A 23,794-nucleotide genomic window follows, 5' to 3' on the forward strand; every position below is an offset into this window, starting at 1 on the left:
CGGGCTTTTTTCATGGCATTACATAACGCGAATCGGGATGTCAGGGCGACAACAAGGATTTCACGAACGAGACGGGAATCGCGTACGAGATGCCCGACGGCGACGTGATCGCGCTTTCCTTAGTGCTCTTGATGAACACCATGTTAAGCACGCCCAGCACCTGACCGGTATTGGCGTCGAACAACGGGCTACCGCTGTTGCCGGGATAGGACACGATGTCGAGCTGAAGCACCGAGTAACCACCGGCCGACAGGCGCCGGACCACACCACTGTCGAGCTGCCGTGCCGACTCCAGCGGTTGTCCCACCGGCGTGATCGCCGACACGATGCCCTTGTGCGTCACCGGCGTGAGACCAATGCTGCCACCGAGCGGAAACCCGGTCAGCGCAACATCCTGCCCGTCCCGCACGGCACTGGAATCGCCAAGGGGCAAGGCGGGCATCGGCGGCCCCTCGAAGCGGAGCACCACCAGATCGTGGTCGAGATCGACCGCCTCCTTGGTCACCGGTCGAGCCAGAACGCGCCCCGTGCCCGGCGTCACGATCACCAGCTTCTCGTCGTTGCCAGCGCCCTCCGGCACCGCCGCCGCCACATGGGCGTTGGTGACCACCTGATTGCCGTTACCCGCCACGAAACCCGTGCCCAGAAAACGGAAACGTGGATTGCGCGTCGGCGACAGCGTTCCCACAGCCACCACCGAACGCTTGACCACCGCCACGTTATCCTGGAAATCGGCATGTGCCGGCATCGCGAAGACCGCGACGAGCGCCAGCCCGCCGGCCACGACACACTGAACAAGCCGGGTCCGCAACGAAGTCGTCATCGTCAGTTGACGCTCTTCAGCGCCTGCAGTGCAGGCGATGCGTTCACGAGCCGCGCGTCGAACGGATGCTCGGTGCGCGGAAAGAACTCGAGGATGCGTCGCACGTAGTTCTGGGTTTCCTTGTACGGCGGCACGCCCTTGTAGCGATCCACCGCCCCCTCGCCGGCATTGTAGCCGGCCACCGCCAGTGCCACGTTGCCGCGATAGTAGGCCAGCAACCAGCGCAGATAAGCCAGCCCGCCCTTGATGTTTTCGACGGGATCGAAGCTGTCCTTCACGTTGAAACGGCTGGCCGTTTCGGGGATCAGCTGCATCACGCCCATCGCGTTCTTGGGCGAGGTCGCGCTGGCATCGAAATTGGATTCGGTCGTGGCGATCGCCAGGGCCAGACGCGGCTCGATCGAGAAGCGCGGCGCGAGCGTGGTGATCAGCTCGACGACCTTCTTCTTGCGCTCGGGCAGCGAGGCGAGGTACTTCTGCGAATCCCAGTTGTCGCGGATCGAGAACGCCCATTCCACCGAATGGGCCTTGAGGCATTCCGGCACCACGCCCGTGTAGTCGCCGGCCATGCGCCGCGCCTTCTCGGCGCCGCTGTGCCCCTTGAACAGCGCCATCTCGAACAAGGTGGCAGCCACCCCGTCGTCACGCGGCACGCCACGGCCGTTGGCATACATCCAGCCGAGGCTGTACATCGCCTCGGCATTGCCGGCGCGAACCGCCTCGCAGTAAAGCTCGGCAGCCCGCTCGGGATCGCGGGGCACCCCTTCGCCATGCTCGAACGCCACCGCCTGCTCGACGATCTGTCGGGCATCGTTGGTGACGGCGGATGTGGGCTCGGCGGCGCTCACGGCACGCGCGCCCCCTGCCAGGCACACGCCCAGCAGGGCCACGGAGAGCATTCTTCTCATGCGCGCCATGATATACCGCCCCCGGCTTACAGCCGCCAGACCTTCGCCCCCGCCGCCGCCAGGGCGGCCGGGTCGTAGAAGCTCTTCACGTCGGCGAACACGCCGCCGGTCACCAGCTTCTCGCACAGCGCGCCGATGCCCAGATCGGCGTATTCCTTGTGGGCCACCGCCGCCACCATCGCCGCGGCCTTCGGCAGCGCGTCCCACGCGGTCAGGCTGACGCCGTATTCGTGCTCGGCTTCGGCCGATTCGGCCACCGGGTCGTGCACGTGAACATTCACGCCGTAGCTCTGCAGCTCGCGGATCACGTCGATCACCTTGCTGTTGCGCAGGTCCGGGCAGTTTTCCTTGAAGGTCAGGCCCAGCACGATCACGTCCGCGCCCTTGATGTTGTGGCCGTTCTGGATCATCGCCTTGACGGTCTCTTCGGCCACGTACTTGCCCATGCTGTCGTTGATGCGACGGCCCGCCAGGATGACCTGCGGGTGGTAGCCCAGCATGTCGGCCTTGTGGGTGAGGTAGTACGGATCGACGCCGATGCAGTGGCCACCCACCAGGCCCGGACGGAAGGGCAGGAAGTTCCACTTGGTGCCGGCGGCCTTGAGCACTTCGAGGGTGTCGATGCCGATCTTGTGGAAGATGACCGACAGCTCGTTCATCAGGGCGATGTTGAGGTCGCGCTGGGTGTTCTCGATGACCTTGGCGGCTTCGGCCACCTTGATCGAGCTGGCCGGGTAGACGCCGGCGGTGATCACCGAGGCGTAGGTGTCGGCGACGATCTTGAGGGTTTCCGGCGTGTCACCGGAGACGACCTTCATGATCTTGGTGACGGTGCGTTCCTTGTCGCCCGGGTTGATCCGCTCGGGGGAGTAGCCGACGTTGAAGTCCTGCTTCCACTTCATGCCCGAGAATTTCTCGAGGATGGGGATGCACACTTCTTCGGTGGCGCCGGGATACACGGTGGATTCGTAGACGACGATCGCACCCTTCTTCATGTATTTGCCGACGCTCTCGCTGGACTTGACCAGCGGAGTGAAGTCCGGCTGGTGCGCCTCATCGACCGGAGTGGGCACGGCGACGATGATGAAGTCGGCTTCGGCGATGACCTTCGGGTCGGTGCTGCAGGTGAGGTGCACGGCGGCCTTGAGGTCTTCGGTGGCAACTTCGCCGGTGGGGTCCACGTGGCGGGCGTAGGCGTCGACCTTCTCCTGATGGAGGTCGAAACCGACGGTCTTCACCTTCTTGCCGAATTCAACGGCGAGGGGCAGGCCTACGTAGCCGAGGCCGATTACTGCGATGGTGGTCATTTCACTCGTTCCTGATTGCAATACTAAAAAAATTCTGGCTCAGAGCGTTGCGCGAAGCTTGTCGATCTCGGCGCGCAGGGGCGTCTTTTCCGGGACGATCTTCAAGGCTTCGTCGAGTTCCTTGCGGGCACCGTCCTTGTCGCCGCTCTTGATCAGGACGGTGGCGAGATTGAGGCGGAGCTGCGGCAGCTTAGGCCCGAGGCTGACCGCTTTCTTGAGGTTCTCGATGGCCTTCGGCATGTTCCCGTTATCGACATACAGCATGCCGAGCGTATCGAGCACCACCGGGCTGTTCGGCGCCAGGGAGACGGCCTGTTCGGCAACGCTGATCGCACTCTTGTCATTGACCTTGCCGAGCGCCCAGGCCAGGTTGTTGAGCAGCATCGGGTTCTTGGGCGCCATTTCCAGCATCTGGCGATACTGCTGGATCGCCGAATCGTACTTATGATCGGCGAGGCTGCGCTCGGCCAGGTAGGTGCGGACGACGAGATCCTTCGGATCGTCCTTCACCCAATCGGCCACGAGCTTGGCCGCCTCGGCCGACTGCCCGGCGGCGAGTCGCGCGGAGTGCAGACGGATGAGCGACTGGGCGCTCTTGTCGAGGCGGAAGGCTTCGGTGTACGGGCCGACGGCATCGGCGGGCTTGCCCGTCGCGGACAGCACTTCGCCTTCGAGCACGTAGCCGACCGCCGCATCCTTGCGCTGCTTCTGGACTTCCTTGGCGATGCTGATCGCGGCATCGCCGCGCTTGTTGTTGAGCAGGATGGAGATCAGCCGCTGCTGGGCCTCGACGGCATCCGGCTTGACCGCCAGCGCCTTGCGCAGGGTCTGCTCGGCGCTCGCCAGATCCTTGGCGGCCACCTGCAGGTCGGCCATCGCCACCAGCGGCGCGGGCGAATTGGGCAGACGGGAGCTGAGCTTGCCGAAGGTGGTGAGCGCCTGCTGGGTTTCGCCGGCGGCAACCTGCGCGCGGGCGAGCAGCTCGAGCGAGGTGGGATCGTCCGGGGAGGCGGCCTGGGCTTCCTGGGCAAGCAGCAGGGCACGCTTCGGATCGCCGCCCTGGATGAGCATGCCTACCAGACCGGAACGCAGCGGCATCGAGGTCGGCACCGCGGCGAGACCTTTTTCGAGCAGGGCCTGGATGTCCTTGTTCTGACCGCCGGTCATCGCCATGAATTCGGCGTACTGCATGTAGCCCTGGGCCACCTTCGGGTTGGCCTTGATGAAGGTCTCGAAGCGCTTGCGGGCATCGTCGATCTTCTTGTCGGCGATGTCGAGGCGCGCGAGGTTGCTCACCGCGGGCATGAAGTCCGGACGCACTTCCAGCGCCTTCTCGAAGGCCTTGCGGGCACCGGCGTTGTCCTTGCTGGCAAGCAGGACGCCACCCTTCATGTTGTAGGTGACGGGGTCGTTCGGCTTCTTCTTCTCGAGCGTCTGAACCGCCGCGATGGCCTTGGCAATCTCGTTACGGCGCAGGTGCGCCATGATCAGGGTGATGTCGGCCTGAACGTTGTCGGCATCGAGGGCCGACGCAGCTTCGAGATCGTGGAAGGCCTGCTCGGCCTCGCCGCCCACCAGACGCGACACGCCGAGGCGGGTGCGCAGCTGGGCGTTCTTCGGATCGGCTGCAGTCGCGCGTTCGAAATATTGCTCGGAACGGGTGAAATCGCCGTTCATCGCGTACACCTGGCCCGCGAGGTTGAGCACCGCCACGTCCTCGACGCGCTCCTTCAGCAACGGCTGCAGGGCCTCCAGGGCGCGGGCCGGCTCGCGGGTACCGATGTAGCTGGTCACCAGCAGGCGGCGGGCTGCCGGCAGATTGGGCGCGCGCTCGAGCACCTTCTTGATGTTTTCCTGGGCCTGGACGTAATCCTGGCGCTGCATCTGCAGGGCCGAGGCCAGCATCAGCGCCGGAATGTAGTCCGGCGCCACGCGCAGCACCTGCTGAATGCCGTCATAGGCTTCGTTGTTCTTGCCGTTGCGCACGTTCACGTAGGCCTGGAGGTAGACCGCCAGCGGGTGACCGCCGAGGGCCTTGCGCATCTCGGTCACCTTCGCCTGTGCCGCATCGAGCTTGTTCTCGCGCAGCAACAGCGAGATCAGGTTCTGGTGGGCGGCGACGTCGGTCGGCCGGGCCGCGATGACGGCCTCGTAGGCGGCGGCGGCTTCCGGCAGCTTGCCCATCGCCAGCAGCAGATCGCCGCGCAGGGAGTTCGCTTCCGGCAGCGTCGGCGCGTCCTTCAGCACGGCATCGACATCCGCCAGCGCACCGTCGAAGTCGCGACCGATGGCACGCATGCGGGCCTGCCCGACGCGAGCCGGGGCATATCCGGGCGATTCGCGCAGGGCGGCGTTGAAGGCGTCGCGGGCCTCGTCGAGCTTGCCCTTGCTCACCAGATTGGCGCCTTGCAGGCTCAGCAGTTCGGCGCGGCTTTCCGGCTTTTCCAGGCGGCGACTGGCGAGATCGGAGGCGATCTTGTCGCCCTGACCGGTCGCCAGGAGGGCCTTGGCCAGCAAGGGCACCACGTCGTCGGGGGCGAAGCCGGCCTCCAGGGCGCGGCTCAGTTCCTTCTCGGCGCTCGCATAATCGCCTTGATCGAAGTAGATCTTGCCCAGAAGGTAGCGGGCTTCGCCCAGGTTGGCGTTCTTCTGCAGGGCATTCTTGAGCTGGATCGACGCCGCACTGCGATCGTTCTTCTGGATGTATTCCTTGGCGGACGTGACCATGGATTCCGGGCTGGCACCACAGGCCGCCAGGAGCAAGGCACAAAGAGTGCTGACAGCCGCATTCCGCATCGTGCGACGTTGTTTTTGGACACGCATCTGCATGGTTCCTTCGATCACGTTGAAGTTTCTTTCTTGATTCCGAAGCGGTTCATCAAATCGTAAAGCGTGGGGCGGCTGATGCCGAGCACCTCGGCCGCGCGGGCGACGTTGCCGTTGACCCGTGCCATCACCCGCACCACGGCGCGGCGCTCGGCCTCCTCGCGGACGACGCGCAGGTTGAGCGCTTCGAGCTCCTCGTCGGGATTGACGTCGAGGCCGACGTCTTCGGCGGTGATGCAGTTGCCGTCGGCCATGATGACCGCGCGTTTGATGGCGTTCTCGAGTTCGCGGATGTTACCCGGCCAGCGATGGGATTCGATACTCTGGACCGCATCGTCGGTGAGGCTCATCGCACCCCGCCCGTGCTCGCTGGCGAAGCGCTGGACGAAGGCGTGCGCCAGCAGCACCGCGTCACCGTCGCGGTCGCGCAGCGCGGGGATATCCACCACGATCTCGGCCAGCCGGTAGTACAGATCCTCACGGAAGCGTCCGGCCTGGATCAGGCCCTTCACGTCCTGGTGGGTGGCGCAGACGATGCGGACGTCCACCGGGATTTCCTCCCGGCCGCCGATGCGCTCGATCACCCGCTCCTGCAGGAAACGCAGCAGCTTGGCCTGCAGCGGCATCGGCAGATCGCCGATTTCGTCGAGGAACAGGGTGCCCTTGTTGGCCACCTCGATCTTGCCCAAGGTTTGCTTGACGGCGCCGGTGAAGGCCCCCTTCTCGTAACCGAACAGTTCGGACTCGAGGAGATTTTCGGGGATCGCCGCACAGTTGATCGCCACGAAACGCTCGTTGCGGCGGGGCGACAACTCGTGGAGGCCGCGGGCCAGCACTTCCTTGCCGGTGCCGCTCTCGCCGAGCAGCATCGCCGTGACGTTGGCCGACGCCACCCGTTCGATCAGGCGGCACACCTTGAGCATTCCGGCGTCCCGCGTGATGAGACCGGACAACGCGCTGCCCTGCTGGATCTTCAGCCGGCGGTTGTCCTGCTGCAGATCGTACAGGCGCAGTGCCCGGTCGAGGGTGAGCGCCAGCAGCTCGGGCTCGAAAGGCTTGGCGAAGAAATCGTAGGCCCCCATGCCGACGGCACGCACGGCGTTCTCCCGGTCGTGCTGACCGGTGAGCACCACCACCTTGGTATCGGGCGCCAGCGCGAGGATCTCGCCGAGCAGCCTGAAACCTTCGGTCACATCGTCGGGGGCCGGCGGCAAACCGAGGTCCATCGTCACCACCGCGGGCTCGTGGCGCCGCAATTGCGCGATCGCCTCCTCGCGATTGTTGGCCACTACCGTCTCGTACTGATCGAAGGCCCAGCGCATCTGCTTCTGCAGCGCCGGATCGTCCTCGACGATCAGCAAGGTCCTGCGTTTATCACTCATATCCCTATTCTGCTACCGCTGTGTTACCGGCATTCTGGGCGTTCGGGGCGATGGGGAGCCTGATCTCGAAGCGGGTGCCTACGCCCACTTCGCTGTGCACCGTCAGGCTGCCGCCGAGTTCCTGAACATATTGATGCGCCTCATAGGCGCCAATCCCCATCCCGCTCGCCTTGGTTGTCTGGAACGGCTTGAAAAGCTGGTCCCGAATGAATGCAGGCGACATGCCCGACCCGGTATCCCGGACCGTGACGCAGGCCTGATTACGCTCCTGGGATAGCTCCACTGACACACTACCATGCTCCAAAGTAGCGTCTAGGGCATTTTGCACGATATGCCCAAGGATACGTTCAAGTCGTTCGGAATGCGCGAAAACCGCCACTTCCGGCGCCCCCTCGACCAACTTCGGAGCGGGGTGGAACATCCGTTTCGACTGGACGATGTGCTCGAGCAGCGCCTTCAGCATGACCGGCTTGCGCTGGTTGATCGGCGTCTTTTCCATCAGCTGGGTCATCAGCCCGCGCATCCGCTCCTCGACGTGCCGGACGGTATCGAGCATGTCGGCCTGGAACTCGGGATTATCCTTGTGGCGCTCGGCATTTCGCAGCATCAGCGACATCTGTGCGACGAGATTTTTCAGGTCGTGCACGACGAAAGCCGACATCCGGTTGAACGCATCGAACTTGCGCGCCTCCAGCAGGGCTTCGGTGGCCTGCATCCGCGCGAAGTAGCTCGCCGCCTGACGCCCCGCCATCTTGAGCAGATCGAGCACCTCCCAATTCACATCGACCGGCGTGCGCGGCGTCAGCAACACCACGAAACCCACCAGCACGCCCGACGAGATCAGCGGCACGATCAACCACATGTCGGCCAGTTCCGCCGCCCACTCGGGCAGCGGCGGCTTGGTGCCGTCTGAGACGCTGCTGCGTAGCTCCTGAAGATTGAAGACCCATTCCTTCTCGAGCATGAAGCGGGCAAACGCGGAGTCGTCGGATTCCTGCAACCCGTAATGGGGCATATTGAGTCGCGCCTGCTGACTGAACCCGCCATTGGCATCCCGCAGCCAGACGCCGCCGCCAGGGCTTTCGACCAGATCGGCGAGCGCCTTGACCACCGACTCCCCGAGGCTCAGGCCGTCACCCGCCACCGACAGCGCCTGCGTCACCCCCAGCCACTCGGTGCGATAGTCGTAGCGGTAGGCAAAGAAGTGCTTGGCCAGAAAAACCTTCAGGCGCGCCCTGAAAGCTCCGGAAAAGAAGATCACGCCGAGGAACAACACGCCCCCGAAGAGCAGCGCAAGCTGCAACGCTTCGCCCCACTCGCCGCCGAAATAGCGCATGTAATAGCCGGCGGCGGCGATGATCAAGAGATAGAGCCCCGAACCCGCCAGCGCCGTGGAGTGAAAGACCACATGCCGCGAAACCGAGATCCGGAACGTCCATTCCGGATTGCGCGAGGCGGACACCGCAACCAGAGGCAGCGCCAGCGTATGGGCGAAGCCCCGCACCCCCCAGATCACCGGGTGGATTCGGCTGAACAGCAACATCTCGGAATACAGATAGACGTCGAACGCAAACAGCCCGCCCAGCGCCAACGCCAGTGGCTTGACGCCCCAGCGGGAGCGCTCGGTCACCGCCCGGTAGAACAGCTCGAGGAGCACCAGGCCAAACACCGAGGTCATCAGCGAGGCCGCGGCCCAGGTCCGCAGCGGCGTACCGTAAAGCGGAATGCCTAGCGTGAAGCACACCACCCCGAGCGCACCGAGGGTCATCACCGCCCACACGCCCGGTTTGGGCCAGGCCGGCAAGCCACTGTCCGGATCGCCGTTCGCCGATCGCGACAGCATCGTGACCAGGAACCCGAACCATGCCGCCATGCGCAGCACGTCGAGCAGATTGCCGAGCTGGAACATCCAGACCCAACCCGAGGTGGAGAAAACCCAGTTGGCCGCCGCCCACAGGGCGCTCGACACCACCGCGGCAATCAGAAACACCCCTTGCCGGCCCTTGCGCCAGGCCACGCCGAGATACAGCCCGAACAAACCGTGCAGCAACGCCGCAAAGGCGTAACTCCACGCCGAAACCTGGGAGAGGATGGATTCCATCGAGCCTCAACAAAAAACAGACGCTCCCGCAGAGGGAGCGTCTGACATGCGGACCGCCTCCCTCAAGCCGGGAGCGCGCTTAACGTGCCCGATCAGTGCGCGCCATCACCCGTCAGCACCACGCGAACGGTCTCGAAGAGCACCACGGTATCGAGGAAAAGCGTGTGATTCTTGACGTAGTACAGATCGTACTGCAGTTTGTTGATCGCATCGTCCACCGACGAACCGTACTGGTAGCGAACCTGGGCCCAGCCGGTGACGCCCGGCTTGACGCAGTGGCGGACCGCATAAAACGGAATGTCGCGGGTCAGCTGATCGACGAAGAAGGGACGCTCGGGGCGCGGCCCGACGAGGCTCATGTCGCCCTTGAGCACGTTGAATAGCTGCGGCAGCTCGTCGATCCGCACCTTGCGGATGAAGCGCCCGATGCGCGTCACGCGGTCGTCGTTGGCGGTGGCCCAGCGGGGCTTGCCGTCACGCTCGGCGTCGCGGCGCATGCTGCGGAACTTGGTCACCTTGAAAAGCCGGCCACCCAGACCGACCCGCTCCTGGCGGTAAAACACCGGCGCGCCGTCTTCGAGCACGATCAGCAGTGCCGCCAGCACCATCACCGGCGCTGCCAGCACCAGCAGCAGCAGCGAGGCGACGATATCGAACACGCGCTTGACCAGGGTACGCCCCCAGCCCTGACGGAAACCTTCGCCGTAGATCAGCCAGCTGGCCCGCAGGGAATCGATCCGGACCTGACCGCGGACACGCTCGAAAAAGCTCGACAGATCGAGCACCTTGATCCCGGCCATCTTGCAGTCGAGCAACTCGCGCAGCGGGATCGCCCCGCCCCGGCGCTCCTTGACCGCGACGATGATTTCATTGACGCGCAGGTGATTGGCCGCTGCCAGCAGGCTGCCGTCGAAGTGGATGATCTGCTTCGGGTCGACGCGAACCTCGTCGCTCGACGCTGCCGGATAGAAACCCACCACCTGCAGACTGGAGTTGGCGGGATGGGTCAGCGCGTGCTCGACTGCCGCGGCGTCGGACCCCGTCCCGATGACCATGATGCGTTTCACGAAAACCCCTGCCCCCGTCCGGCGGGCCGTGAAACCGCGCACGGCGACCACGAAGCCAAGGAGGGCGATAACGTTCAGTTCGAGAGCCTCATGAGCGAACTCGCCCCAAGGAAGGACCCGAAATATACCGTAAGCCACGGGAACGCTCAGCGCGATGGACATGCCGACGCGCATCAGGACCTCGCGAAAGCCGGAACCGAAGCCCGCGCGGTAGAGACCGAGCGCACCGTTCATGATCATCATGGCCACGGCGAAGGCGAACGCCGACGGAATCACCGACATGATCAGGGCGCCATTGACGCGCGCCTGCAGCACGAATGCGACGACGACCGCCACGAACAGCAGCATGGCGTCGAAGACCAGCCGCATGATCGTGCTCGACGGTACGTAGTGATTGAATAGTTTGAGCATTCTGAGCCTCGACCGCCCTTGAAAAACGGTCGCCCATGCAAATGTGATCAATCCAACAAGCGCGCCAAACTACAGCGCAACCCACAGAAAACCGCGCGCAACACCCCGAACTCAGGTCGGGCGGCACCCTGCCGACAGTGCACGCAAACTTGCAAAATGCGTGAAAACCCGCGCAAACGAACGATAGCGCCAATGCACTTCGACGCCCGTGATGCTCGTCACAAGGGAATTTACATCGGAAGCCCCGACACGAATTCCTAAAAACCATGCGGCCGTTTTTTTGCAGAAAATCACAAAAACAAACGCCGATGGAATGCACCAAAACCGTTCGCGCGGCGCGCCACGCCTGGAGCGTGATTCAACACCCGCACAAACCCGTCGTTGCAGCGTGTTAGCACTCAATATTATAACGGCGTAGAAGCCCAAATCGGGCAAAAACATCACCGCCACAATTGTTCAAATTCGATCCGGGAGCTCGCACCACGCCCTTCACGGACAGACGAAGGCAAGCACTTTCACGGCTCCGCTCCTCCGATCCAGCCACCCCGCATCACGGCGCCCCCGGACGCCTGCCAGACTGGCCGCTCACGGCCCTGCGAGCGCTCCGCGACGACGCCGTTTGCATGGCATCGCGATACTACCGCATTGCAGCATGAATACGGTGATCCCAGCCGCTTTTTCGCCGAGCGACCTCCTCACGGAAAGGCCCTTCCGGGCTCCTGCGGGCCGGTTACAATGATTCACGCTCTTTCGCCTCCTGCCACCGCTTCCGACCACCGCCCGATGCGCTCCCTGCACAGCCTGCGCCCCCAGTTTGGAATCGCCATCGCCTATGCGCTGTGCGGCATTCTGTCGCTGCACATCGCGATCCCGCCGGGCTACGTCGCGCCACTGTTTCCAGCCGCCGGGATCGCCCTCGCGGCGACGCTCATCTACGGCGCCCGCATCTGGCCGGCGGTTTTGGTCGGATCGCTGGCCACCAATTTCTACGCGGCGACCCACTCGGTGCTGCCCGACTGGCCGTGGTTCCTGCCGATCGGCGTCAGCATTGGCGTGCTTGTGCAGGCGATGGCCGGCGCCCTGATGGCGCGCCGCTGGATCCGCTTTCCGAGCAGCCTCGATTCCGCCGACGCCATCGTGCGCCTGCTGTTCGCCGCCGCCCCGCTGAGTTGCCTGATCGGCGCCACCAACGGTGTCGCGCTGCTTGTCCTGTTCGCCAAGCTTCCTCCGGGCGAGGTCGCGTTCAGCTGGTGGAACTGGTGGGCTGGCGACGCCCTCGGGATTCTCATTGCGACGCCGCTCACGTTCGTCTTCATCGGTACGCCGCGCAGCGACTGGGCACCCCGCCGACTCACCATCGCGCTGCCGCTGTGCCTCGCGCTGATCCTCCTTGCCGGGCTCGAGACCCAGGTCGCCAAGTGGGAACAGCAGCGCCTGCAATCGCGTTTCGAGCGCGATTCCGGCCACCTTGCCAGCCTCGTGCGGACCCGTTTCGCGGATTATCTCGACGTGCTCCAGGCCACCGAACGGGTCATGATCGCCGCGCCGCAGCTAGACCACGCCGGCTTCGAAGCCTTCTCCGCCACCTGGCAATCGCGCTTCAGCGGCGTCCAGGGCATCGGCTGGATTCCGCGAGTCGGCGCATCCCAGCTGGCGAGTTTCGAGCAGCACGTCCGCGCCGATCCGGCCAGCCGCAATTTCCGGGTGGTCGACCGCGACGCCGACAACCGTCTGGTTCCGCTCGCGCCACGGCCCGAGTATTACGTGATCCGCTACGTCTCGCCGACCGAGCGCAATCGCCGGGCGCTGGGGGTGAACGTGCTGTCGATCAGCCACTCCGCCGAGGTCATCCCGCGGACGCTGGCCGACGGCAAGGCCGCCGCCACGCGCGCCTTCGAGCTCACCCAGGAAACCGAGCACAAGCTCGGGGTGGTGATCTACCAGCGCATCCAGAACAGCGCAGGCCATCCCGCCGGGCTGGTGTTCATCGCGATGCGCATCGAGGACGCCATTCTCGGCATCCTTCAACCCAACGCCATCGCCGGCATCGGCTACTGTCTCGAGGAAATCACCCCCCAAGACGCCGCCGGCAAGCGGTTGGCCGGACTCGACGCCTGCCCGAGGGCCGGCAGCCGGCGCGAAGGCGGCCTGCAGCCCTTCCAGGAGACTTTCGACTTCGCCGGCCAGACGTGGCGCCTCAGCTTCGTGGCCGACCCGGGCTACGCGCCCCTGCACCGGGGCTGGGAAGCCTTTACCCTGATCGCCGTCGGCCTGGTGTGCACTGGCCTGCTTGGGGCCTTCCTGCTCGCCACCACCGGCCGCGCGCGGCGTGTCGAAGAGCTCGTCGATCGACGCACCGCCGAACTCGCCGAAGCGAGCCAGCGCCTCAGTGCCCAGCAGGCCATCCTCACGCACGCCGAACGCATCGCCCGCCTCGGCTGCTGGGAGGCGGAAACCGATACCGGGCGCTGCCACTGGTCGGCGGAGCTGTATCGCATCCTCGGCACCCCGCCGATGCAGGACAGCAGTCTCGACGCGCTGATCGCCGCCACCCACCCGGACGATCGCGCCACCCTCGACGACGCCCTGCGACGCGTCTCCAACGGCCAGTCCGGTGCCGAACTGGACGTGCGCCTCGCCTCTACCGACGGTCAGGAGCGCATCCTCCACTTCACCATCGAGGCCACCCGCGGCGCCCGTCGCGCGCCCCTGCTGCGCGGCACCGTCCAGGACGTCAGCGCCAGTCGCGCCGCCGAAGCCCACATCCAGTACCTCGCCCACTACGACGTGCTCACCGGGCTGCCCAACCGCAGCCTGTGGGCCAACCGCGCCGAGCAGGCCCTCGCCTTCGCGCGGCGCAACCAGCTGCGGCTGGGCGTGCTGTTCCTCGATCTGGACAACTTCAAGACGATCAACGACACCCTCGGCCACCCGGTGGGCGATCGCCTGCTATCGGCCGTCGCCAAGCGCCTGAGCGCCACCCTGCGCGACGAGGACGTGCTCGCCCGCCTCGGCGGCGACGAGTTCGTGGTGCTGCTGCCCCAGCTCACCCGCCCCGACGACGCCGCGACCGTCGCCCGCAAGCTGATCGCCAGCCTCACCGCACCGTTCTCCATCGACGGCCAGGATCTCGTCACCTCCACCAGCATCGGCATCGCCCTCTACCCCGGCAACGGCGCCGACATCGACACCCTACTCAAGCACGCCGACACCGCCATGTACGAGGCCAAGAGCGAGGGGCGCAACGATTTCCGCTACTTCACGCCTGACATGAACAGCCGCGCCTACGCCCGGCTGAAGCTCGAAAACGCCCTGCGCCGGGCACTGGAACGCAACGAACTGGTGCTCGAATATCAGCCTCAGTGGGAGATGCCGGGCGAGCGTCTGGTGGGGGTCGAGGCGCTGGTGCGCTGGAACCATCCGGAGAGCGGACGCGTGCCCCCCAACGAGTTCATTCCCCTCGCCGAGGAGACCGGCATCATCCACGCCATCGGCGACTGGGTCCTGCAGGAAGCCTGCCGCCAGCAGGTCGCCTGGCACACCGCCGGCCTGCCGGTGCCCGTGGTCGCGGTAAATATCTCGGCACTGCAGTTCCGCAAGGCCGGCTTCCTCGAACGCGTCCGGCAGGTCATCGCCGACAGTGGCGCCCTGCCCGACCGCCTCGAACTCGAACTCACCGAGAGCGCCCTGATGCAGCCCACGCCCGAGATCGAGGCCCAGCTCGCGACCCTGCGCGCGATGGGCATCGGCCTCGCGCTGGACGATTTCGGCACCGGCTATTCCAGCCTCGCCTACCTCAAGCGCCTGCCACTCACCCATCTCAAGATCGACCGCTCCTTCGTACGCGACCTGCCCGGCGATGCCGAGGACGCCGCCATTGCCGCCGCCACCCTCTCCATCGCCCGCGATCTGGGCCTGGCGGTGATCGCCGAAGGGGTCGAGACCGAGGCCCAGCGCGACTTCCTGCTCGCGCGCCAGTGCCACGTGATGCAGGGCTTCCTGTTCGCCCGTCCGCTGCCGGCCGCCGCGCTCACCCGTCTGCTGCAGGACGGGGCCGCCCGCTAGGCCTCGCCCGCCATGCGAATCCGCGCCATCGCCAGCGACGCGGCGGCAGTACGGTTTTCGACGCCCAGCTTGGCGAAGACGTGCTCCAGGTGCTTGTTCACGGTGCGCGGGCTGGAACCGAGAATCTCGCCGATGTCGGGGCTGGTCTTGCCCTTGATGACCCAGTAGAGCACCTCCGCCTCGCGGGTGGTCAGGCGGAAAGCGGCCTGCAGGGCATCGATCGCCGCCGCGTCCGACTCCTCCCGCAGGGCCAGCAGCCATTCGTCCTCGCCGGCCCGCTCGTGCAGCGTGAATACCAGCCGGCGCGCCCCCTGGCTCCGGGTGAGCGGCGGAAACGCGCGCCCCTCGCGACGTGCCCGGCTCGACTCGGCGATCCACGCCATCACGGCCGGCGGCGCATCGTCCGACGCGCTGCCGAAGTAATCCGCCAGCAGCTTGCGCGCCAGCGGCGTCTGCCACACCAGCCGGCCGGTTTCCGGGTGCACCGCCAGCGTCGCCTGGCCGAAGGCGTCGAGCGCGCTGCGCGCCTGGCGCATCAGGCGGGCGCTCTGCATGTGGGCGGCGATGCGTGCCAGCACTTCCTGCGGGCGGATCGGCTTGGTGACGTAGTCGGCGCCGCCGGCATCGAACGCAGCCACCACGTGCTCGGTCTCGGTGAGGCCGGTCATGAAGACGATCGGGATGTGCCGGGTCGCGAAGTCCGCCTTCAGCCGCCGCGCCACTTCGAAGCCGTCCATGCCCGGCATCACCGCATCGAGCAGGATCACGTCGGGCACGCTGTGCTGGGCACGCTGCAGGGCCGTCTCGCCGTTGGTGGCGACGAGCACGGTGTAGCCGGCCTCGTCGAGGGCGTCGTGGAGCAGCGACAGGTTCTCGGGGATGTCATCCACGATCAGCACGAGATCGGCGTTGAGCCGGTCGAAATCAGGCATGGCGAGCTTTGTCCAACAGGGGCGCAATGGCGTCGAGGCGGAAATTGCGGGCGTGGCCGCGCAGTTCGGCGACGAAGGGGGCGTAGGCCGGGTCCGCCGCCTCGATCTCGTCGAGCCGGCGCAGGATACCCTTCACGTAGCCCAGTTCAAGCTGCTCGGCCAGCGGCGCCAGCAGCGCGGCGGGCGGATAGACGACGCCGGCGGGCAGCGTCGGCGCCGGCGGCGGGAGCGGACGCTCCAGCCATTCGAGGCCGAGGCGCTGGCCGATCCAGTCGAGCAGCTCGGTCACCTGCACCGGCTTGAGGATGAAATCCCGTTGCGCGACGCCCAGCGCGTTGTCGTCTCCGTGCAGGCCGCGCTCGTAGGCGTTGGCCGAGATGATCGCCACCGGCACCCCGGCCATGTCGGCCGAAGCGGCACCGGCACGGATGCGGCGGATGGTCTCCCAACCGTCGATCCCCGGCATCGCCAGGTCCATGAAGACCAGATCGGGCTTGAAGCGCGGCAGCACGCGCAGGCATTCCAGCCCCGACGCCGCCTGGGCCAGCGAGAAGCCGAGCGGTTCGAGCAGGTTGATGAGGAACTCCCGGTCCACCCGCTCGTTGTCCACCACCAGGATGCGACGGCGGTCGCCGGCATAGCCGACACGGTTCTTGCGCGGCAGGTCGGCGCCCGCCCGCTCGCCATGCACCTGGGGCAGGAACAGCCGCACCCGGAAGGTGCTGCCGACCCCCGGCGCACTGGTGGCAGTGAGTTCGCCGCCCATCACGTCGGCGAACATCCGGCTGATCGTCAGGCCCAGCCCGGCGCCGCTGGCGCCCTGGGCGGCGCTGCCGCGGGAGAACGGGTCGAAGATGCGCTCGAGCTCCGCCTGGCCGATGCCTGGGCCGCTGTCCGCCACTTCGAAGGTGGCCATTTCCATCCGGTAGGCGACGCGCAGGCAGATGCTGCCCCGGGCGGTGAACTTCACCGCGTTGCCCAGCAGGTTGATGAGGATCTGGCGCACCCGCTTGGCGTCGGCGCGGATCACCGCGGGCATCTCGCCCTTCGGCTCGTAGCGGAAACTCAGCCCCTTGTTGCGGGCCTGCACCTCGAACATGGCGACGATCTGCTGCATGAAATCGCGAAAATCCAGCGGTTTCACGTCGAGCGCCAGCTTGCCACCCTCGATGCGGGCGATGTCGAGGGTGCCTTCGATCACCGACAGCAGATGGTCGCCGCTGCGGCGGATGATGTTCACGGCCTGACGCCGGTTGGGCGGGATCGCATCGTCGCCGTCGAGGATCTGGGCGTAGCCGAGGATGCTGTTGAGCGGCGTGCGCAGTTCGTGGCTGATCGCCGTGATGTAGCGGCTCTTGGCCTGGTTGGCCAGCTCCGCAGCCTGCTTGGCGCGCTGCAGCTGCTCGTCGGTGCGGCGGTGGGATTCGATCTCGCGCATCAGCAGGCTGGTCTGGCGGTTCGACTCCTCCTGTGCCACCTGGCGGCTCTTGTGGGTCAGCACCAGCCACCACAGCGCGAGGCCGCTGGCCAGCAACAACGCAAAGTAACCCTTGATGAAGGCCAGCCGGAGCGCCGGCGCGAGATCGGCCGCCCGCTCGCCCAGCAGCGTGACGCCCTGCTGATGGAGCAGCCACATCAGCAGCCCGAGCGCGGGCGCCACCACCGCCATCAGCAGCAGGTAGTGCCCCAGGCCGGTTTCGAGGTACGGCCAGGCCGCCCGCGGCAACACCCGGCGCATCGCCGCCGCCCACTGGGACGACAGCCGCGCCTGGGGTTTGCAGAGATCGTTGCAGCGGGCGTCGAGGGAGCAGCACAGGGAGCAGATCGCGCCCTGGTAGGCCGGGCAGCGCGCCAGATCGTCGGCTTCGTACGTGCGCTCGCAGATCACGCAGGTATGGCTGTTGCCGGGCGCGGCCTCGGGCTGACGCGCCAGGTAGTAGCGCCCGCCAGTCGCCCAGGCGATCAGCGGAGCGGCCACAAACGCCGTCACCAGCGCGATCAACGCCGAGAACGCCTGCGGCCCCGCCCCGAACGCCCCCGCCCAAGCCGCCACCGACACCCCGGACGCGATGCCCATCGCCCCCACGCCGACCGGGTTGATGTCGTACAGATGCGCCCGCTTGAACTCGATGCCCGGTGGCGACAGGCCCAGCGGCTTGTTGACGACCAGATCGGCCACCACCGCCATCATCCAGGCGATGGCCACGTTGGCATACAAGCCCAGCACCTTGCCGATGGCCTGAAACACGTCCAGCTCCATCAGCATCAGCGCGATCACGGTATTGAACACCACCCACACAACCCGCCCCGGATGGCTGTGGGTGAGCCGCGCGAAAAAGTTCGACCACGCCAGCGAGCCCGCGTAGGCGTTGGTCACGTTGATCTTGAGCTGCGAGACGACCACGAACAGCGCCGTCGCCGCCACCGCCCAGCGCAGATGCGGAAAGACGTACTCGTAGGCCGCCAGGTACATCTGGTTGGGGTCCACCGCCCGCGCCGCCGGCACCGCGTTGCTGATCGCCAGGTAAGCCAGCAGCGCCCCACCGAGCATCTTGACCACGCCCAGCAGCACCCACCCCGGACCGCCCACCAGCACCGCAACCCACCAGCGTCGGGCGGTGGTGGCGGTCTTCTCGGGCATGAAGCGAAGGTAGTCGGCCTGCTCGCCCATCTGGGTGATGAGGGCGATGCCGACGGTGAGCGCCGCACCGAAGGCATGCAGATTGAAACCGGCACCGACGCCCCGCTCGCCACCATAGTCCGCCAGACCGCCAAGGATGTCCGGCCGCTCGCCGAACACGAACAGGTAGGGCACCACCAGCATCACCAGCCACAGGGGGAGCGTCAGCGCCTGCAGGCGGGTGATCGCGGTGACGCCGTGGGTGACCAGCGGGATCACCACCAGGGCGCACAGCAGGTAACCCCAGGCCGGCGGAATGTCGAAGGCCAGTTCCAGCGCGTAGGCCATGATCGCCGCCTCGAGGGCGAAGAAGATGAAGGTGAACGAGGCGTAGATCAGCGACGTGAGCGTCGAGCCGATGTAGCCGAAACCCGCGCCACGGGTGAGCAGATCCATGTCCACGCCGTGGCGCGCGGCATAGACGCTGATCGGCAGTCCGGCGAGAAAGATGATGAGCCCCGCCGCGAGGATCGCCAGGAGCGCGTTGAGAAAGCCGTAATCGACCAGCAGCGTGGCGCCGACGGCTTCGAGCACCAGAAAGGAGGCCACCCCGAACGCGGTGTTGGCCACCTGCAGCTCGGACCAGCGCCGGAAGCTGCGCGGGGTGAAGCGCAGCGCGTAGTCCTCGATCGTCTCCCGCGCGACCCAGGTGTTGTAGTCGCGGCGGATCTTGACGACCCGCTGGACGGCCTCTGGCTCGCCTTCCATCACTCCTTGATGCCCAGACGTTCGAGGCGATAGCGCAGCGAACGGAAGGTCACGCCCAGCGCCCGCGCGGCGGCGGTGCGGTTGCCGCCGGATTTTTCGAGGGCTTCCTCGATCACGTGGCGCTCCACCTGATCGAGGTATTCCTGCAGGTCGGCCCCACCCGGGGTCGCCGGCGCGGCGGGCGTCACCTCGCCCATGTCGGCGGGGTCGATGAGCAGGTCCTCGGCTTCGATGACGCTACCCGACGACAGGGCCAGGGCACGTTCGAGGATGTTCTCCAGCTCGCGCACGTTGCCGGGGAAGGCGTAGGCCTTGAGCGCCGCCACCGCCGCATCGCTGAGCCGTGCCAGCGGCAGCCCCGACGCCTCGGCGAGGCGGGCGAGCAGGATCTCGGCCAGCTGGGGGATGTCCTCGGCCCGTTCGCGCAGCGAAGGCATGCGCAGCTCGATGACGTTGAGGCGGTAGAACAAGTCCTGGCGGAAACGCGCCGCCTCCACCATCGCCTTGAGGTTCTGGTGGGTGGCGCTGAGAATGCGCACGTCCACCGCGGTCTCGACGGTGTCGCCGAGGCGGCGGAATTTCTTCTCCTGGATCGCCCGCAGCAGCTTGACCTGCATCGGCAACGGCAGATCGCCCACCTCGTCGAGGAACAGCGTGCCGCCGTGGGCGGCCTGGAAGAAGCCCTCCCGATCCACGTCCGCGCCGGTAAAAGCCCCCTTTTTGGCGCCGAAGAATTCGCTCTCCATCAGGTTCTCGGGAATCGCGCCGCAGTTGACCGCCACGAAGGGCGCGCCGGCGCGCGGGCCGAGCTGGTGGATCATCCGCGCCGCGCGCTCCTTGCCGCTGCCCGACTCCCCCGAGATGAACACCGGCGCCTGGCTCTTGGCGAGCTTCTCGATCAGCGAGCGCACCTGCAGGATCGCCGCCGAACTGCCGGTGAGGCTCGAGGTGTCCTTCTTGCGCGCCTCGTCGTCCTTGGCCTGCACCGAAAAGACCGATTTGACGAGGGCCCGCAGCTGGTCGATCGACACCGGTTTGGAGAGATAGTCGAAAGCGCCGGCCTTGAGCGCGGTGACGGCGTTGTCCATGCTGCCGAACGCGGTGATCACCGCCACCGGCAGGTCGCGCACGTTCTCGGCGATGTATTTGACCAGTTCGAGGCCGTCGCCGTCGGGCAGGCGCATGTCGGTGAGGCACAGGCGATAGCGCCGCTCGGCGAGCAGCGCGCGGGCCTCGGCGAGGGTGGCGGCGCCATCGCTGGCGAGGCCGAGACGCAGCAGGCTCAGTTCGAGCAGCTCGCGGATGTCGTCCTCGTCATCGACGATGAGCACATCGGGACCGCTGGAGCGGGCTCGTCTTTCGGTGTGGTTCATGGTTTGACGCGTCCGGTGATGCGGAAACGGGCGCCGGTGAGGGCGGGGGCGCCCGTCGGGTCGGCCACGGCCGGGGCGCACAGTTCGAGCACGGCGCCGTTGGCCTCGGCCAGTTCGCGGGAGATGTACAGCCCGAGACCGGTCCCCTTGGAATGGGTGGTGAAGAAAGGTTCGAAGACCTGTGCCCGCAGGTTTTCCGGAATGCCCGGGCCGTCGTCGGCGACTTCGAGCGCGACGCGTCCGTCATCCTGCAGCGCGGCGCCGATTTGTACCGCACCCGGCGCACCGCTGCAATGGCGCCGCGCGTTCGCCACCAGATTCCACAGGATCTGCCGCAGATGGGCGCGGTCCATCGCCATCTCGAGCCCCGCCGGCACGTGACTCACGACCACGCCCCGCGCACCGCCTTCGGCCACGCCAAGCTCGTCGAGGAACTCGTCGACGAACTCGGCCAGCGGCAAGGCCTCGGGCAAGGCCTCGTCGCGCCGGCCCAGGGCCAGCACGTCGGCCACCAGGCGGTCGATGCGCTGGGCGTTGTTGCCGATGATGCGGATCAGCCGCGCCTGCATCTCGCCGCGCTTTTCCTCGCGCAGCAGCTCGGCGGCCTGGTAAACCGAGGCCAGCGGGTTGCGGATCTCGTGGGCGATGCTGGCGGTGAGCCGCCCCAGCGCGGCCAGCTTGACCTGCTGGATCTGGCGGTGGATGCGGTCGAAGTCTTCCAGGTAGACCAACGTCTCGTTGGCTTCCCCGGCGGGCAGGAAGCGCGCCAGCAGCATCTTGCCGCTGGCGTCGGCGCGCAGGCTGTGGGCCGAATCGCCCTGCTCGGCACGGCGGCGCAGCTCGCGCTCGAGGGCCGGCGCCAGTTCGCGCAGGGTGCCGCCTTCGCGCAGTTCGGTGCCGAGCAGGCTCACCGCCTGGGGGTTGAACTGACGCAGCACGCCGCCCTCGCCCACCACCAGCACGCCGTCCTGCATGTCCTGGATGATCTGGCGATTCAGACGCAGCTGACTCGCCAGATCGACCCCGCGCTGACGCGCCAGGTTCTCGTTGGCGATGGCCCGCAGCGCCAGCAGACGCGCCACCTGGGCCACCGCGAAGAAGCCGATGCAGGTCACCCCGACGGTGAAGAAATCGACGGTGACGCGCCCCGACAGCAGACGGAACATGTTCTCGAGCAACACCGCCAGGGTCGCGTAGGCGGCATAAAACAGCACCATCCGGCCCTGCCCGATCAGGCCGGCGCCGGCCAGGGCGATCAGGATCAGCATCGGGATGCCGCTGCGATAGCCGCCGCTGGCCCACATGATGAGCGTGAGCAGGGTGATGTCCACCATCACCTGCAAGGTGACCAGACGGGCCTCGCCGACGACCTTGGCGGCGTCGGGAAAGCCGAGGATCAGCACGGCCGCCACGTAGGCGAAGGACACCGCGGTGAAGATCGACGGCGAATCGCTGCCCAGGTTGAGCTCGCGCCCGGCAACCAGGAACAGGCTGGCGAGGATCAGCCGGAAGACATTGAGGTAGCGCAGTGGCCGGGCCCGACTGAATTCGTCGGGCAAGCCTGGCGCGCGGAGCAGCGGAAAATCGGAAGTCACGCGGCCGGCTCCACTGCGCGGCGGTCAGCGGCGCACGCCGAGACGACGATGGGCGTCGGAACAGAAGAACGCGCCGTCGCCCCGCACACCTTCGCTCTCGGGCACGTGCAGGCCGCAGTGCGCGCAGGCCACCATCTGCTCGACCTCGACGCGCGGCGGCGGAGGCGTCCGCGATGCGCGTCCGGCGCCGCCGATGTCGTCGCCCGCCGCGGGGCCCGCGTCGCCACCCGGCCGCCGCAGCGCGCGCCGGACGTAGTAAAGGCCGATGAGGAACAGGACGAACAGGATGAGGTTTCGCACGACGGCAGACTCCAGCGTTTAGCGGGCCAGTTTAGCAGAAGCGCTGCAGCCGCTCGAACGCCGCGGCCAGCGTGTCGTCGCGCTTCGCGAAGCAGAAACGGATCACCTTCTCGTCGCGCCCGTCGCCGAAGAAAGCCGAGAGGGGAATCGCCGCGACGCCCACCTCGCGGGTCAGCCACTGCACGAACTCGGTGTCCGGCGCATCCGAGATGGCGCCGTAGCGCACGGTCTGGAAATACGTGCCGGTGCACGGCAGCAGCTCGAAGCGGGTGCCCCCGAGGCCGGCCCGGAACGCGTCGCGCTTGGCTTGGTAGAAAGCCGCCAGCCCGAGATGCCGCGATGCCTCCACCATGTAGTCGGCCAGCGCCAGCTGCACCGGGGAATTGACGGTGAACACGTTGAACTGATGAACCTTGCGGAATTCGGCCATCAGCTCGCGCGGCGCCAGCACGTAGCCCACCTTCCAGCCCGTCACGTGGTAGGTCTTGCCGAAACTCGACACCACCACGCTGCGCTCGGCCAGCGCCGGGTAGCGGGCGACACTCTCGTGGCGGGCACCGTCGAAGACGATGTGCTCATACACCTCGTCGGCCACGACCACGATGTCGGTGCCGCGGGTGATCTCGGCCAGCGCCTGCAGGTCGGCGGCGGTCCACACCGTGCCGCTCGGGTTGTGCGGCGTGTTGATCATGATCATGCGCGTCTTCGGCGTCACCAGCGCGCGCACCGCCTGCCAGTCGGGCCGGTAATCCGGCGCCGACAGCCGCGCCCGCCGCACCACCCCGCCGGCCAGTTCGATGGCCGGCACGTAGGAATCGTAGACCGGCTCGAAGACGATCACCTCGTCGCCCGGATGCACCAGCGCCGCCACCGCGGTGAACAAGGCCTGGGTCGCGCCGGCGGTCACGGTGATCTCGTGCTCCGGATCGTAGTCGCAACCATACAGCTGCCACACCTTGGCCGCGATCGCCACCCGCAGCGCCGGCTCGCCGGCCATCGGCGCGTACTGGTTGTGGCCGGCGCGCATCCAGTGGGCGACCCGCTCGAACAGCACGTCCTCGGCGTTGAAATCCGGGAAACCCTGCGACAGGTTGATCGCCCCGCACGCCTGGGCCAGGCGCGACATGACGGTGAAGATCGTGGTGCCCACGTCGGGCAGGCGGGAAACGACGGCAGCAGGAAAACGCGGCATGGAAGCATCACTCCGGAACGGGCTTGGGCCGGGCGATTCTGGCAGATGCGGCCGGCGGCGGCCAGTTGCGGCCCGCCACGGCGGTTGCATCTCGTTACAATCGCAGCTTCGCCCTTTTGCGCGC

The 23,794-nt window shown here is 66.7% G+C and carries 14 protein-coding genes; 1 reads left to right on the forward strand and 13 read right to left on the reverse strand.

What is annotated here, in order from left to right; all coding sequences use genetic code 11:
* Positions 1-40: 40 nt before the first annotated feature.
* The 7 genes from ACE3P2_RS00770 to ACE3P2_RS00800 form a co-directional block, all read right to left on the reverse strand.
* Positions 41-823, reverse strand: coding sequence for a S1C family serine protease (locus tag ACE3P2_RS00770; protein ID WP_374259749.1), 783 nt, complete (start codon positions 821-823; stop codon positions 41-43).
* Positions 824-825: 2 nt separating this feature from the next.
* Complete coding sequence (locus tag ACE3P2_RS00775; RefSeq protein WP_374259752.1) at positions 826-1,722, reverse strand: transglycosylase SLT domain-containing protein; 897 nt, start codon at positions 1,720-1,722, stop codon at positions 826-828.
* A 35-nt stretch (positions 1,723-1,757) separates the two neighbouring features.
* On the reverse strand, positions 1,758-3,038 hold the full coding sequence (locus tag ACE3P2_RS00780; protein ID WP_374259754.1) for a nucleotide sugar dehydrogenase: 1,281 nt from the start codon (positions 3,036-3,038) through the stop codon (positions 1,758-1,760).
* A gap of 39 nt (positions 3,039-3,077) precedes the next feature.
* Positions 3,078-5,867: an XrtA/PEP-CTERM system TPR-repeat protein PrsT gene (gene prsT / locus ACE3P2_RS00785; RefSeq protein ID WP_374259756.1), complete on the reverse strand. Its 2,790-nt coding sequence runs from the start codon at positions 5,865-5,867 to the stop codon at positions 3,078-3,080.
* A gap of 11 nt (positions 5,868-5,878) precedes the next feature.
* The gene (gene prsR / locus ACE3P2_RS00790; protein WP_374259759.1) at positions 5,879-7,246 is read right to left on the reverse strand and encodes a PEP-CTERM-box response regulator transcription factor; all 1,368 of its coding nucleotides are present in this window, start codon (positions 7,244-7,246) and stop codon (positions 5,879-5,881) included.
* A 4-nt stretch (positions 7,247-7,250) separates the two neighbouring features.
* A complete protein-coding gene (gene prsK / locus ACE3P2_RS00795; RefSeq protein ID WP_374259762.1) occupies positions 7,251-9,347 on the reverse strand; it encodes an XrtA/PEP-CTERM system histidine kinase PrsK in 2,097 nt (698 codons plus the stop codon).
* Between the two features lie 92 nt (positions 9,348-9,439).
* On the reverse strand, positions 9,440-10,825 hold the full coding sequence (locus ACE3P2_RS00800) for a TIGR03013 family XrtA/PEP-CTERM system glycosyltransferase (protein WP_374259765.1): 1,386 nt from the start codon (positions 10,823-10,825) through the stop codon (positions 9,440-9,442).
* A 783-nt stretch (positions 10,826-11,608) separates the two neighbouring features.
* On the opposite strand from ACE3P2_RS00800, the gene ACE3P2_RS00805 reads away from it, so the two are divergent.
* Positions 11,609-14,890, forward strand: a complete 3,282-nt coding sequence (locus ACE3P2_RS00805; protein ID WP_374259767.1) for an EAL domain-containing protein — start codon at positions 11,609-11,611, stop codon at positions 14,888-14,890.
* Here the strand turns inward: ACE3P2_RS00805 and ACE3P2_RS00810 are convergent.
* The 6 genes from ACE3P2_RS00810 to ACE3P2_RS00835 are packed head-to-tail and all read right to left on the reverse strand — an operon-like array spanning position 14,887 to position 23,670.
* Positions 14,887-15,822 carry a response regulator gene (locus tag ACE3P2_RS00810; RefSeq protein ID WP_374259770.1) on the reverse strand — a complete coding sequence of 312 codons (936 nt, stop codon included), beginning with the start codon at positions 15,820-15,822 and terminating at the stop codon, positions 14,887-14,889. The two genes, ACE3P2_RS00805 and ACE3P2_RS00810, sit on opposite strands and share 4 nt — an antisense overlap.
* The gene (locus tag ACE3P2_RS00815; protein WP_374259773.1) at positions 15,815-19,210 is read right to left on the reverse strand and encodes an ATP-binding protein; all 3,396 of its coding nucleotides are present in this window, start codon (positions 19,208-19,210) and stop codon (positions 15,815-15,817) included. The genes ACE3P2_RS00810 and ACE3P2_RS00815 overlap by 8 nt, the downstream gene beginning before the upstream one ends.
* Positions 19,210-20,583, reverse strand: a complete 1,374-nt coding sequence (locus tag ACE3P2_RS00820; RefSeq protein WP_374259775.1) for a sigma-54-dependent transcriptional regulator — start codon at positions 20,581-20,583, stop codon at positions 19,210-19,212. The genes ACE3P2_RS00815 and ACE3P2_RS00820 overlap by 1 nt, the downstream gene beginning before the upstream one ends.
* Positions 20,580-22,178, reverse strand: a complete 1,599-nt coding sequence (locus tag ACE3P2_RS00825) for a PAS domain-containing sensor histidine kinase (RefSeq protein WP_374259777.1) — start codon at positions 22,176-22,178, stop codon at positions 20,580-20,582. The genes ACE3P2_RS00820 and ACE3P2_RS00825 overlap by 4 nt, the downstream gene beginning before the upstream one ends.
* Before the next feature lie 24 nt (positions 22,179-22,202).
* A complete protein-coding gene (locus ACE3P2_RS00830) occupies positions 22,203-22,478 on the reverse strand; it encodes a PP0621 family protein (protein WP_374259780.1) in 276 nt (91 codons plus the stop codon).
* A gap of 31 nt (positions 22,479-22,509) precedes the next feature.
* The gene (locus ACE3P2_RS00835; protein WP_374259783.1) at positions 22,510-23,670 is read right to left on the reverse strand and encodes a pyridoxal phosphate-dependent aminotransferase; all 1,161 of its coding nucleotides are present in this window, start codon (positions 23,668-23,670) and stop codon (positions 22,510-22,512) included.
* Between the last annotated feature and the right edge of the window lie 124 nt (positions 23,671-23,794).

Origin of the sequence: Zoogloea sp. (assembly GCF_041911615.1) — a bacterium.
GTDB lineage: Bacteria > Pseudomonadota > Gammaproteobacteria > Burkholderiales > Rhodocyclaceae > Zoogloea.